Here is a 12240-nt window from a genome sequence, read left to right as displayed (position 1 = left end):
GGAGGCTTTTTTCGTATATGGATTCGGAATATTAATTTCACTATAACCGGTGTCTGCACCGACATAATGAGGAAAACCATGTCACATCTCGCAGAGCTGGTTGCCAGTGCCAAGGCAGCCATTAACGAGGCATCAGATGTTGCTGCGCTGGACAACGTCCGCGTGGAATACCTGGGTAAGAAAGGGCATCTGACCCTGCAAATGACCACCCTGCGTGAGTTGCCGCCGGAAGAGCGTCCGGCAGCCGGTGCGGTCATCAACGAAGCGAAAGAGCAGGTACAGCAGGCGCTGAACGCGCGCAAAGCCGAACTGGAAGGCGCGGCGCTGAATGCTCGTCTGGCTGCAGAGACCATCGACGTTTCGCTGCCGGGCCGCCGCATTGAGAATGGCGGTCTGCATCCGGTCACCCGCACCATCGACCGTATTGAAAGTTTCTTCGGTGAGCTCGGCTTTACCGTGGCGACGGGCCCGGAAATCGAAGATGATTACCACAACTTCGATGCGCTGAATATCCCGGGCCACCATCCGGCGCGCGCTGACCACGACACTTTCTGGTTCGATGCCACTCGCCTGCTGCGCACCCAGACCTCCGGCGTGCAGATCCGCACCATGGAAAACCAGCAGCCGCCCATCCGTATTATCGCGCCGGGCCGCGTCTATCGTAACGACTACGATCAGACCCACACCCCGATGTTCCATCAGATGGAAGGTCTGATCGTTGATAAAAACATCAGCTTCACCAACCTGAAAGGAACCCTGCACGACTTCCTGAACAACTTCTTTGAAGAAGATCTGCAGGTACGCTTCCGTCCGTCCTACTTCCCGTTCACCGAGCCGTCCGCGGAAGTTGACGTGATGGGTAAAAACGGCAAATGGCTGGAAGTGCTGGGCTGCGGGATGGTGCACCCGAACGTGCTGCGCAACGTGGGTATCGATCCGGAAGTGTACTCCGGCTTCGCCTTCGGCATGGGCATGGAGCGTCTGACCATGCTGCGCTATGGCGTCACCGATCTGCGCGCGTTCTTCGAAAACGATCTGCGTTTCCTCAAACAGTTTAAATAAGGGCAGGACAGAACAATGAAATTCAGTGAACTGTGGTTACGCGAGTGGGTTAACCCGGCGATCGACAGCGAAGCGCTTTCCGATCAGATCACCATGGCGGGCCTCGAAGTGGACGGCGTTGAGCCGGTTGCCGGCAGCTTCAACGGCGTCGTTGTCGGTGAAGTAGTGGAGTGCGGTCAGCACCCGAACGCCGACAAACTGCGCGTCACCAAAGTCAACGTCGGCGGCGAACGCCTGCTGGACATCGTCTGCGGCGCGCCAAACTGCCGTCAGGGGCTGAAAGTCGCCGTGGCGACCATCGGTGCGGTGCTGCCGGGCGATTTTAAAATCAAAGCCGCGAAACTGCGCGGCGAGCCGTCAGAGGGGATGCTGTGCTCCTTCTCCGAGCTGGGCATTTCCGATGATCATAGCGGAATTATCGAGCTGCCGGCGGATGCGCCGATCGGTACCGATATTCGCGAATATCTGAAGCTTGACGATAACACCATCGAAATCAGCGTCACCCCGAACCGTGCCGACTGCCTGGGCATCATCGGCGTCGCGCGCGATGTGGCCGTGCTGAACAAGGCGCCGCTGAACGCGCCGGAAATCACCCCGGTAGCCGCCACCATTGACGATGTGCTGCCGATTCAGGTTGACGCCCCGCAGGCGTGCCCGCGCTATCTGGGCCGCGTGGTGAAAGGCATCAACGTCAAAGCGCCGACGCCGCTGTGGATGAAAGAGAAACTGCGCCGCTGCGGGATCCGCTCCATCGACGCGGTGGTTGACGTGACCAACTATGTGCTGCTTGAGCTGGGCCAGCCGATGCACGCCTTTGACCGCGACCGTATCGAAGGCGGGATCGTGGTGCGCATGGCGAAAGAGGGCGAAACCCTGGTCCTGCTCGATGGCTCCGAAGCGAAGCTCGACAGCGATACCCTGGTCATTGCTGACCACAACAAAGCGCTGGCAATGGGCGGGATCTTCGGCGGGGAACACTCCGGCGTTAACGACGAAACCCAGAACGTACTGCTGGAGTGTGCCTTCTTCAGCCCGCTGTCCATTACCGGCCGCGCGCGCCGTCACGGCCTGCACACCGATGCCTCTCATCGCTATGAGCGCGGCGTCGATCCGGCCCTGCAGTATAAAGCGCTGGAGCGCGCCACGCGTCTGCTGATCGACCTCTGCGGCGGCGAAGCCGGCCCGGTGATTGACGTGACCAACGAAGCGACCCTGCCAAAACGCGCCACCATCACTCTGCGTCGTAGCAAACTGGATCGCCTGATTGGCCACCATATCGACGACGCGCAGGTCACTGACATTCTTCAGCGCCTCGGCTGCGAAGTGACGGTGGGCGAGGGCGAATGGCAGGCGGTGGCCCCGAGCTGGCGTTTCGACATGGAGATCGAAGAGGATCTGGTCGAGGAAGTGGCTCGCGTTTATGGCTACAACAACATTCCTGATGAGCCGGTGCAGGCGGGTCTGATCATGGGTACCCATCGTGAAGCCGACCTGTCGCTGAAGCGCGTGAAAACGCTGCTGAATGACAAAGGCTATCAGGAAGTGATCACCTACAGCTTCGTCGACCCGAAAGTCCAGCAGCTGATCCACGCCGGTGAAGAGGCGCTGATCCTGCCAAGCCCGATCTCCAGCGAAATGTCGGCCATGCGCCTGTCGCTGTGGACTGGCCTGCTGGGGACCGTGGTCTACAACCAGAACCGTCAGCAGAGCCGGGTTCGCATCTTTGAGAGCGGTCTGCGCTTTGTGCCGGACACCAATGCGCCGCTGGGCATTCGTCAGGATGTGATGCTGGCCGGGGCGATCTGCGGCAACCGCTACGAAGAGCACTGGACACTGGCGAAAGAGACGGTCGATTTCTATGATCTGAAAGGCGATCTGGAAGCCGTTCTGGATTTAACCGGAAAATTAGCGGATATCGAATTCCGTGCTGAAGCGACCACCGCGCTGCATCCGGGGCAATCCGCAGCGATTTATCTTAAAGGTGAACGCATTGGTTTCATTGGGGTTGTTCATCCTGAGCTGGAACGTAAACTGGATCTGAACGGTCGCACTCTGGTGTTTGAACTGGAGTGGAACAAGCTCGCAGACCGCGTGGTGCCTCAGGCGCGCGACATTTCCCGCTTCCCGGCGAACCGTCGCGACATCGCGGTGCTGGTCGCGGAAAACGTGGCTGCCGCCGATGTTTTAGCCGAATGTAAGAAAGTTGGCGTAAATCAGGTAGTTGGCGTAAACTTATTTGACGTGTACCGTGGTAAAGGTGTGGCGGAAGGGTATAAGAGCCTTGCGATTAGCCTGATCCTGCAGGATACCAGCCGTACACTCGAAGAAGAGGAGATTGCCGCTACCGTTGCCAGATGTGTAGAGGCATTAAAAGAGCGATTCCAGGCATCATTGAGGGATTGAACCTATGGCGCTTACAAAAGCTGAAATGTCAGAATATCTGTTTGATAAGCTTGGGCTTAGCAAGCGGGATGCCAAAGAACTGGTCGAGTTGTTTTTCGAAGAGATCCGTCGTGCTCTGGAAAACGGAGAACAGGTCAAACTCTCCGGGTTCGGCAACTTCGATTTGCGGGATAAAAACCAACGCCCGGGACGTAACCCGAAGACGGGGGAGGATATTCCCATTACAGCCCGGCGCGTGGTGACCTTCAGACCCGGTCAGAAGCTGAAAAGCCGTGTCGAAAACGCGTCGCCTAAAGACAAATAATCTGAACTAATTAAAAAGGCCGCATTGCGGCCTTTTTCTTTTCTGTCGAATCTTACGCTTTAACGGCGGTGAGCATGATCTCCACCAGGATTTCTGGTCGCGCCATCTCCGCCTGCACGGCCGCGCGCGCCGGGCTATGGCCTTCCGGCATCCACTCCACCCATGCCTCATTGAACGCGACAAAGTCACGCTCGATATTTTTCAGCCAGATCTGCGCGGAGAGAATGTGCCGCTTATCGCTCCCGGCCGCCGCCAGCAGGGCGTCGATTTTCTCCAGCACTTCGCGGGTCTGCAAGGCGATGTCCTCCTCGTTGCTTTTCGGCGTCTGTCCGGAGAGGAACAGCAGATTGCCATACGCAACGCTGGCGGAAAGACGAGGTTGAGGATGATTGCGAATGATTGTCATGCGGTTTGTTTCCATGTGAGACCTTCTAAAGAAATGTCTGGCATCTGATTGTCGATTAACGCGCCCAGCACCACCGCGCTGCCGGCGGCGAGGGTAAAACCGAGGCTGCCCTGGCCGAGATTCATCCACAGGTTGGGGTAGCCGGCGCGTCCCAGTAGCGGTGGCCCGGCTGGCGTTGAGGGGCGCATGCCGGTCCAGGCTTCGGCCTGGTCCAACCCCTCGAGTTCGGGAAAGCTACGGGAGACGATTTTTTTCAGCGCCTGAATGCGGCTCTCGCGCAGTGTGTCGCCGTCGTAGCCGATGTCCACCATCGCCGCGATGCGCAGCTGCTGGCCCAGGCGGGCATAAACGATTTTGTGACCGTAATCGGTGACGCTGATGTCCGGCGCAATGCCCGCCTGCTGCGGATAGGGAAGGGTCAGACTGTACCCCTTCAGGGCACAGAGCGGCACGCGAACGCCCATGTGCCCCAGCAGCGGACCGCTGCCGTTGCCGGCGGCGACGACGTACTCATCGCCGGTGATGGTCCCGTGGCTGGTCTCCAGGGCGCTGACGCGTCCGCCGCGCCTGGCGAGCCGCTGCACCTCGCAGTGGGTCAGCAGGCTGAAGCGGCTGCTGGCGGTGAGCTTGTCGATCAGCGCAAGGCAAAACTGATGGCAATCCGCCGTTTCATCCCCCGGCGAATAAATTCCGCCCTGCAGCGAAGGGCTGATATGTTTTAGCGCCGGTTCCAGCTGCAGGCAGGCTTCAGCATTCAGCGCCTGCTGGTACTGAGGATCTATCCCTTTTGCCGCTTTAGTAAAATCATATTCCCGGCGATGGATAATTAATTTTCCGCTGCGCCGCCAGTGAAAATCGGCAAGATTATCCTCTTCCCGCCACGACTGCATGACCTGCCGGCTGAGCAGCGACAGACGCAATATATGAGCGCCGTTTATTTTATTGGTCTGGCTATTACAGGCGCGCAGGAACTGCAGCAGCCAGCGCCACTGCTGTAAAGAGATATTGAGACGCATATTGAGCGGCGAATCGGCTTTGCCCATCCATTTTATCCCCTGCAGGGGAACGCCGCTGTCGGCAAGGGGGGCGACGTAGCGGTAACTTAATTGTCCGCCGTTGGCAAAACTGGTGGCGCTGGCCGGTTCGCCGTTGCGCTCCAGTAATTGCACCTGATGGCCGCGCTTGATCAGTTCCCAGGCCGTGGCCAGACCGACCACGCCGCCGCCGATAATGACAATGCGTTTGTTCATAACCCGATATATCCACCGCTGTTCAATTTATCGGGTTATGTCAAAGCATTTACCCTGGCGGCGCAATTGACTTTTTATGGTCAGGGTATAACCGCAGGTTAATCTCCTTGAGCTGCTGGCGCAGGCGCTGGCAGAGAAAATCGACGAATTTTTGCGCCATCGGGCTCAGGGAAACGTCGGCCCGACGCAGCAGGCAGAGGTTAATGGCCATCGGCGGCGTAATGGGATGGATCATCTCGGGAGCCAGGTTGTGCTGGGCGGAAAAGATATCGGTAATGCTGCAGCCCATGCCGCGCTTCACGAACTCGGTGGCCATGTAGTAGGTCTGGACATTCAGCCGGGTAGTGGAAAAGTCGCGACGGGTGGCGATGGCGGCGGAAAGCGAGTGCGGCCCCGGCGAGATCCAGCGCTGCTGGTCGATCTGGCTGATATCCACCGCTCCCTGACGATAATGACGGTCGATATAGACCAGCGGCACTTCGGCAATCAGGGTGGTAAGGATCTCTCCCTGCTGCACCGGCTGCAGCGTCAGCGCTAAGTCTATCTCGCGTAAATCCAGTTTTCTGACCAGCGTCTCGGTGTGCTCGGTGGTGAGCGTCATCACCAGGTTGCTGTTTTGCTGATAAAAATCGGTCACCAGCTCCGGCACCAGGCTTAACCCCAGGCTCGGCAGACAGCCTAAGGTGATTTTGGCGCGCGGATCGCGGGCCAGGTTATCGGCCAGCAGGCGCAGGTTATCAAGGTCCTGATAAATAGTCTGCGCTTTTTCGAAAAGTGTGATCGCCTCGCTGGTCGGCAGCAGCTTGCCGCGCACCCGCTGAAACAGGGTAAAGCCCAGCTTCAGTTCGGCGCTTTTTAACGCTTTGCTGGCCGCTGGCTGGGAGATATTGAGCGATTCCGCCGCCCGTGACAGAGAGCCGCAGGTCATGACGGCATAGAAGATTTCCAGATGACGCAGTTTCATGAACAGTTAACTCAGGGTTATAGCCTACCGATAAAAAGTCATTTTCTACTAACACTAAGTTAACATAAATTTAATCACCAATCAGCGCATTGGTTACATATTGTGCTGCTGGCCCCGCCTGATGGCGGAATAAAACGCTCTCAGAATCGTTTCCTTTGTACCCCAACAGACCCTCAGGCCGCGGCCAATAATGAAAAAGAGGGAGGATATTTTCTGAGCTGGCCCCCATACATCACTTGACCATCATGGTCGGATTGATTGGCATTAAGGAGTGTTATGAGTGACTCAACGCTCGCAGGCAATACGCCTGTCAGACGAAATATCACGCGAAAAAACGTTATTACCGGTCTGTTATTGCTGCTGTTCGTGTTGATTGCGCTGTGGTGCCACGGTCGACCGGGCAGTGAGCTTGGCCTGCTGGGATTTACGCCGCTGGTGGCGTTAGCGATATTATCGCTGATCGGCGTCGATATTGTGCTGGCGGTCATCTCCTCGATTATTATCGCCATGATCATGACCTCGACCGGTCTGCCGGAAATGGGCGCGATGCTGGCGAAGTCCACCGGGTCATTTATTGCCACCGTCGGGCTTATCATTATGCTCGGCGCCGGCGTGGGGGAAGTGGCCACCCGCACCGGCGCGGCGGTTGAACTGGTGAAATTCGTGGTCCACCGTATTGGGCTGTCGAGCCAGACGCGGGTCAAGTTCGGCATTGTGGTGTCATCGATTTTAATTTGCGGTTCGCTGGGCACCATGGCCGGCGGCAATGCGATTATTGTCGCAGTGATTATCCCCGTAGCGGCGGCGGTACGCTTAACGCCGCCGACGGTAGCCGCGCTGATGATGACCGCCGGTTCCGTTGGACTCTTTACCGGGCCCTTCACCCCCAGCACCGTGACGATCCTCAGCCTCGGCGGTCTGAGCTATCCGGATTATCTGCTGTATGTCGGCCTGCCGATGAGCGCCGTCACCCTGTTAGCCGGCTGGATCATGGCCGGACGGATCCAGAAGATGACCGAAGGCAAACTGCGCTATGAGGTCGATCTCTCGGAAAAGCCGCAAGAGGACCTTAGCGCCGCGCAGCAGCGCCGGCGTAAATTAAGCGCGCTGGCTTTCGCCGCGACCATCATCGTGATGGCGGTGGTTGGGGTGGTGATTAAAGCCGGCTTCAGCTTTGCGATTATCGTCATGCTGCTGGTGGCGCTGATGACCGGGCTGGTGGGCGGCCTGCGGCCGACGCAGATCCTGCAGGCGCTGTATCACGGCTGCGGTCGTCTGGTGTGGATGTTTATTCTCTACTGGCTGTATAACCCGATCCTTGAGCTGATGGATGGCCTGCACGCCTATCAGGGGCTGCTGGAGTATACCCAGCCGCTGCTGGAGGGGATCTCCCCGGCCTGGCTGTGCTTTAGCATCTTCGCGTTCAATATTATCGGCCATGTACCCGGCGCGGCGGTAGCCCAGATGACCTTTACGCATAAAATCTTTGGCCCGATGCTGATGGCCGCCGGCGTGCCGCCGCAGGGGACCACCGCGGTGCTGCTGGCCTCGTCTCAGGTGGACTGGTTCGGGCCGTTTCCCTCATCGGACATGTTCGGCCAGATGGGGCTGGCGCAGTCTACACATCTGAAGTATATGCTCTATAACGGCTGGGCAATCGTGGTGGCGAACATCATTCTCTTCGCGCTGCTGTTTCAGATTCTGGTGTAAAGCGGGATGGTCGACGGGGGGGAGGGTCCTCCGCGTCGACGTTTGGTCGTGAGGTTTTCCTTTTCTCACCGCGACACCCACCGTAAAATCAGCCTCTTGTTCCCACTGCGTAATGGAATCTATGCTGACTCTCGCCCATCTTCAACAGCGCCGCAGCCGGCGTTGGCTCCTTGGTTTAACGCTGTTGCTGCTGGTCACCCTGCTGATCAGCCTGTGTGCGGGGGATCAATGGATCCCGCCCGGCGAGTGGCTCAGCGCCAAAGGTCAGCTGTTTATCTGGCAGATCCGCCTGCCGCGGACCCTGGCGGTGCTGCTGGTGGGGGCGGCGCTGGCGCTCTCCGGGGCGATAATGCAGGCGCTGTTTGAAAATCCGCTGGCGGAGCCGGGTCTGCTGGGCGTCTCCAACGGCGCGGGCGTCGGGCTGATTGCCGCCGTCCTGCTGGGTAAAGGCCTGTTACCGGGCTGGGCGCTCGGGCTGTGCGCGATCCTGGGCGCGCTGCTGATCACCTTTATTCTGCTGCGTTTTGCCCGCCGCCATCTTTCCACCAGCCGCCTGCTGCTGGCGGGGGTGGCGCTGGGGATCATCTGCAGCGCCCTGATGACCTGGGCGGTCTACTTCTCCACCTCTTTTGATCTGCGTCAGCTGATGTACTGGATGATGGGCGGGTTTGGCGGCGTCGACTGGCAGCAGCTGTGGCTGATGATAGCCCTCCTGCCAGCGCTCTGCTGGGTCTGTCTGCAGTCGCAACCCCTGAATTTACTGGCGCTGGGCGAAGTCTCCGCCCGTCAGCTCGGGCTGCCGCTGTGGCTGTGGCGTAAGCTGCTGGTGGTGGCGACCGGCTGGATGGTCGGCGTGAGCGTGGCGCTGGCGGGGGCGATTGGCTTTATCGGCCTGGTAATTCCGCACATTCTGCGGCTATGCGGCTTGAGCGATCACCGGGTCTTGCTCCCGGCCTGCATGCTGGCAGGGGCAAGCGCCTTGCTGGGGGCGGATATTATCGCCCGGCTGGCGCTTTCCGCCGCTGAGCTGCCGATTGGCGTGGTGACGGCGACGCTGGGCGCGCCGGTCTTTATCTGGTTGCTGCTGCGCTCGCGGTGACGGGAATAGCGCGACGCCGTCTGCAGGGACGGCGCCGGCTCGGGCTTACCAGCCTTTGATCGCGTCGCCTTTGTAGACTTCCTTCGCTTTTTCCGCGACTTCACTGGTCTGGAAGGCGGCTTTCAGTTCCTGAATTTTCTTGCTGTCCTTGTTATCCTCGCGGGCGACAATCGCATTCACGTAAGGGGAATCTGGTCCCTCCATGAACAGGCCGTCGCGGGCGGCCGACAGGCCCGCCTGGGCGGAGAAGTTGGTGTTAATGATTGACAGGCTGACGTTCGGGTCATCCAGGGTGCGGGTCAGCTGCGGGGTATCCACCTCCACAATCTTCAGCTGTTTCGGGTTGTCGATGATATCCAGCGTGGTGGGTAAATAGCCGACGCCCGGTTTCAGCTTGAGCAGCCCCTGCGCCTGAAGCAGCAGCAGGCTGCGGCCCAGGGTGGTGGTTTCATTAGAGATGGTCACCGTCGCTCCCTCGGGGAGCTCGCTGATATTTTTGATGCGCTGTGAATAGGCGGCAATAGGGAAGACAAAGGTTTTACCGACCACCGCGAATTTATAGCCGCGCTCTTTCGACTGCGCCTCAAGGTACGGCAGGGTCTGGAAGGCGTTGGCATCCACATCTTTGTTGTTCAGCGCTTCGTTAGGCAACACGTAATCATTGAAGGAGACCACTTCGACGTCGAGGTGATATTTATCCTTCGCCACTTGCTCCACCACTTTCCAGATGGCTTCGTCCGGCCCGGTATTGATAGCGACTTTCACTTTATTATCTTCATCCGGAGAGCAGGCGCTCAGCAGGGCGACAGAGGCGGCGATTAATGCCAGGCTAAACAACTTCTTCATCAACAAAACTCTCTTAAATTAACAAGTAACGAAACCATATTACATTCATGGAACACTGTACACGTAAATAGGTGCCTGCCCAATTGAGAGGATTTCATGTTGCCGACGGGCAGCGAAGCGCTGTTACATCATGCGACAACTCGCGGGGATTGGCAGTAGAATGGCGGGCGCTGAATCCGCTACAGTAGATAGGGATCACCTTCACCGGAAACCGGTTTATCCATTGAGGACAGGCTATGCAACATGACATTCTGAATACCGAAGTGACGACCATTGATGGCGAGAAAACCACCCTGGCATCCTTTGCCGGCAAGGTACTGCTGATCGTCAATGTGGCCTCCAAATGCGGCCTGACGCCGCAGTATGAGCAACTGGAGGACCTGCAAAAGCAGTTTGCCGGCGAGGGCTTCAGCGTGCTGGGCTTCCCCTGCAACCAGTTCCTCGGCCAGGAGCCGGGGAGTGAAGAAGAGATTAAGACCTTCTGCAGCACCACCTACGACGTCACCTTCCCGCTGTTCAGCAAGATTGACGTCAACGGCGAGCATCGCGCACCGCTCTATCAAAAGCTGGTTGCCGCCGCGCCGAAGGCGGTGGCCCCGGAAGGCAGCGGTTTTTATGAGCGGATGGCCAGCAAGGGCCGCGCGCCGCTGTACGTGGACGACATTCTGTGGAATTTCGAAAAATTCCTCATCGATCGCCAGGGCAACGTCATTCAACGCTTCTCTCCGGATATGACGCCGGACGATCCGCAGCTGGTGGCGGCGATTAAAGGAGCGCTGGCGAAATAATGTCGTTTCTGATGCAGCTACAGGATGTAGAAGCGGCGGGGCGTCTGGCCCCGTTTTCTGCGGCCTTTCGCGCCGGGGAGATCGTTCACCTGGTGGGGCCGAACGGCGCAGGGAAGAGCACGCTGCTGGCCCGCATGGCGGGGCTGTCCGACGGCCCCGGCACGATTCATTTTAACGGACGGTTGCTTGACGAGTGGCCGGCGACGGAGCTGGCGCGCCGCCGCGGATATCTGTGCCAGCAGCAGACCCCGCCGTTCGCCATGCCGGTGTGGCACTATCTGGCGCTGCACAGGCAGCAGCAGGGCGACAGCGCCCGGGTGAACGATATCGCGGCCAGGCTTGGCCTTGACAATAAGCTGGGCCGTCAGGTCAATCAGCTGTCGGGCGGCGAGTGGCAGCGCGTGCGGCTGGCGGCAGTGATCCTGCAGATCGATCCCTTAAGCAATCCCGCGGGTCAGCTGCTGCTGCTGGATGAGCCGATGAACAGTCTGGATGTGGCCCAGCAGGCGGCGCTGGATCGGCTGTTACGCGAGCTGAGCGCGGCGGGAATCGCGGTGGTGATGAGCAGTCACGATCTCAACCACACTTTGCGCCATGCCGGACAGAGCTGGCTGCTCTGCCAGGGGGAAGCCATCGCCTGCGGGGAGACCGCCGAGGTGCTGAACGAGGAAAATTTAACCGCTGCCTATGCGATCCCGTTCCAGCGCGTGGAGGTGGCCGGTCATATTATGCTCATCGCGTCACAGTAGCACGCAGTTATCTTGTCACTATATTGATAAACAAGCTAAATTATTGCGATAAAGAGACTAGGGACAGAGGGATCATCTGAAATGCGCTTCTGGTTCATGTTGGCGGCGGCGTTAATTTTAGCCGGCTGCAGCAGCCATCGGGCACCGCCGCCGAATCCTCGGCTGGCTGACTCCATTACGGTGGTGGCGAATCTGAACGAGCAGCTGCGCAGCTGGCGCGGCGCACCGTATCGCTACGGCGGCATGACGCCGCGCGGCGTCGACTGCTCCGGCTTTGTGGTGCGCACGTTTCGCGATAAATTTGCCCTCCAGCTGCCGCGCGAAACCCGCGAGCAGGCGGAAATCGGCACCCGAATTGATAAGCGCGATCTGCTGCCCGGCGATCTGGTGTTCTTCAAAACCGGCTCAGGCGAAAGCGGCCTGCACGTCGGCATCTACGATACCGATAACCAGTTTATTCATGCCTCCACCAGTCAGGGCGTCACCCGTTCCTCGCTGGATAACGTCTACTGGAACAAAAAATTCTGGCAGGCGCGGCGTATCTGACATCATTCAGCGGCCGGAGGGAAGCGAGCGCTTCCCTTTTTTATGCCGATAACCCTGCACTCCGCCCGTGTTAATCCGCTGTTCCAGGCACTACACTGGAGAGAGGAGGAACC

General features: G+C 58.7%; 12 protein-coding genes and 1 other annotated feature (1 of these 13 running past the window's edge). Of the genes, 8 read left to right on the top strand and 4 right to left on the bottom strand.

Annotation, left to right across the window (positions count from 1 at the left end):
* Positions 1-15: a sequence feature (Phe leader region), on the top strand (it extends 110 nt beyond the left edge of the window).
* A gap of 63 nt (positions 16-78) precedes the next feature.
* From pheS to ihfA, 3 genes are read left to right on the top strand one after another with little or no spacing between them, the layout of a single operon-like run.
* On the top strand, positions 79-1062 hold the full coding sequence (pheS, locus tag ABLV52_RS24480; RefSeq protein ID WP_002909105.1) for a phenylalanine--tRNA ligase subunit alpha: 984 nt from the start codon (positions 79-81) through the stop codon (positions 1060-1062).
* A gap of 15 nt (positions 1063-1077) precedes the next feature.
* Positions 1078-3465: a phenylalanine--tRNA ligase subunit beta gene (pheT, locus tag ABLV52_RS24475; protein WP_023290113.1), complete on the top strand. Its 2388-nt coding sequence runs from the start codon at positions 1078-1080 to the stop codon at positions 3463-3465.
* Between the two features lie 4 nt (positions 3466-3469).
* Positions 3470-3769, top strand: a complete 300-nt coding sequence (ihfA, locus tag ABLV52_RS24470; protein ID WP_002909098.1) for an integration host factor subunit alpha — start codon at positions 3470-3472, stop codon at positions 3767-3769.
* A gap of 52 nt (positions 3770-3821) precedes the next feature.
* Here ihfA and ABLV52_RS24465 read toward each other — a convergent pair whose 3' ends face one another.
* From ABLV52_RS24465 to ABLV52_RS24455, 3 genes are read right to left on the bottom strand one after another with little or no spacing between them, the layout of a single operon-like run.
* Complete coding sequence (locus tag ABLV52_RS24465; RefSeq protein WP_348891029.1) at positions 3822-4175, bottom strand: RidA family protein; 354 nt, start codon at positions 4173-4175, stop codon at positions 3822-3824.
* Positions 4172-5437 carry a D-amino acid dehydrogenase gene (locus tag ABLV52_RS24460; RefSeq protein WP_348891034.1) on the bottom strand — a complete coding sequence of 422 codons (1266 nt, stop codon included), beginning with the start codon at positions 5435-5437 and terminating at the stop codon, positions 4172-4174. The genes ABLV52_RS24465 and ABLV52_RS24460 overlap by 4 nt, the downstream gene beginning before the upstream one ends.
* 37 nt (positions 5438-5474) lie before the next feature.
* Positions 5475-6389: a LysR family transcriptional regulator gene (locus tag ABLV52_RS24455; RefSeq protein WP_023290110.1), complete on the bottom strand. Its 915-nt coding sequence runs from the start codon at positions 6387-6389 to the stop codon at positions 5475-5477.
* A 276-nt stretch (positions 6390-6665) separates the two neighbouring features.
* On the opposite strand from ABLV52_RS24455, the gene ABLV52_RS24450 reads away from it, so the two are divergent.
* Together ABLV52_RS24450 and btuC are read left to right on the top strand one after the other, a co-directional pair.
* On the top strand, positions 6666-8099 hold the full coding sequence (locus tag ABLV52_RS24450) for a H+/gluconate symporter (RefSeq protein WP_023290109.1): 1434 nt from the start codon (positions 6666-6668) through the stop codon (positions 8097-8099).
* Between the two features lie 121 nt (positions 8100-8220).
* Positions 8221-9198 (top strand): vitamin B12 ABC transporter permease BtuC, encoded by a 978-nt coding sequence (gene btuC, locus ABLV52_RS24445; protein ID WP_023290108.1) that lies wholly within the window; start codon positions 8221-8223, stop codon positions 9196-9198.
* Between the two features lie 45 nt (positions 9199-9243).
* Here the strand turns inward: btuC and ABLV52_RS24440 are convergent, their stop codons facing one another.
* The gene (locus ABLV52_RS24440) at positions 9244-10044 is read right to left on the bottom strand and encodes a MetQ/NlpA family lipoprotein (RefSeq protein ID WP_348878579.1); all 801 of its coding nucleotides are present in this window, start codon (positions 10042-10044) and stop codon (positions 9244-9246) included.
* A gap of 236 nt (positions 10045-10280) precedes the next feature.
* On the opposite strand from ABLV52_RS24440, the gene ABLV52_RS24435 reads away from it, so the two are divergent.
* The 3 genes from ABLV52_RS24435 to ABLV52_RS24425 all read left to right on the top strand — a co-directional run bounded on the left by ABLV52_RS24435 (position 10281) and on the right by ABLV52_RS24425 (position 12127).
* The gene (locus ABLV52_RS24435) at positions 10281-10832 is read left to right on the top strand and encodes a glutathione peroxidase (protein WP_348891028.1); all 552 of its coding nucleotides are present in this window, start codon (positions 10281-10283) and stop codon (positions 10830-10832) included.
* On the top strand, positions 10832-11581 hold the full coding sequence (gene btuD, locus ABLV52_RS24430; RefSeq protein WP_032453263.1) for a vitamin B12 ABC transporter ATP-binding protein BtuD: 750 nt from the start codon (positions 10832-10834) through the stop codon (positions 11579-11581). The genes ABLV52_RS24435 and btuD overlap by 1 nt, the downstream gene beginning before the upstream one ends.
* Positions 11582-11662: 81 nt before the next feature.
* Positions 11663-12127, top strand: a complete 465-nt coding sequence (locus tag ABLV52_RS24425) for an NlpC/P60 family protein (RefSeq protein ID WP_002909082.1) — start codon at positions 11663-11665, stop codon at positions 12125-12127.
* Positions 12128-12240 lie beyond the last annotated feature (113 nt).

This window comes from Klebsiella sp. GB_Kp056 (assembly GCF_040064755.1).
GTDB lineage: Bacteria > Pseudomonadota > Gammaproteobacteria > Enterobacterales > Enterobacteriaceae > Klebsiella > Klebsiella quasipneumoniae.
The sequence above is the reverse complement of the archived record's forward strand: the minus strand, read 5'-3'. Positions and strand labels throughout refer to the sequence as shown.

Coding starts and splice junctions, on each gene's coding strand:
- pheS (WP_002909105.1), top strand. CDS start 79: ATGTCACATCTCGCAGAGCTGGTTGCCAGTGCCAAGGCAGCCATTAAC.
- pheT (WP_023290113.1), top strand. CDS start 1,078: ATGAAATTCAGTGAACTGTGGTTACGCGAGTGGGTTAACCCGGCGATC.
- ihfA (WP_002909098.1), top strand. CDS start 3,470: ATGGCGCTTACAAAAGCTGAAATGTCAGAATATCTGTTTGATAAGCTT.
- ABLV52_RS24465 (WP_348891029.1), bottom strand. CDS start 4,175: ATGACAATCATTCGCAATCATCCTCAACCTCGTCTTTCCGCCAGCGTT.
- ABLV52_RS24455 (WP_023290110.1), bottom strand. CDS start 6,389: ATGAAACTGCGTCATCTGGAAATCTTCTATGCCGTCATGACCTGCGGC.
- ABLV52_RS24450 (WP_023290109.1), top strand. CDS start 6,666: ATGAGTGACTCAACGCTCGCAGGCAATACGCCTGTCAGACGAAATATC.
- btuC (WP_023290108.1), top strand. CDS start 8,221: ATGCTGACTCTCGCCCATCTTCAACAGCGCCGCAGCCGGCGTTGGCTC.
- ABLV52_RS24440 (WP_348878579.1), bottom strand. CDS start 10,044: ATGAAGAAGTTGTTTAGCCTGGCATTAATCGCCGCCTCTGTCGCCCTG.
- ABLV52_RS24435 (WP_348891028.1), top strand. CDS start 10,281: ATGCAACATGACATTCTGAATACCGAAGTGACGACCATTGATGGCGAG.
- btuD (WP_032453263.1), top strand. CDS start 10,832: ATGTCGTTTCTGATGCAGCTACAGGATGTAGAAGCGGCGGGGCGTCTG.
- ABLV52_RS24425 (WP_002909082.1), top strand. CDS start 11,663: ATGCGCTTCTGGTTCATGTTGGCGGCGGCGTTAATTTTAGCCGGCTGC.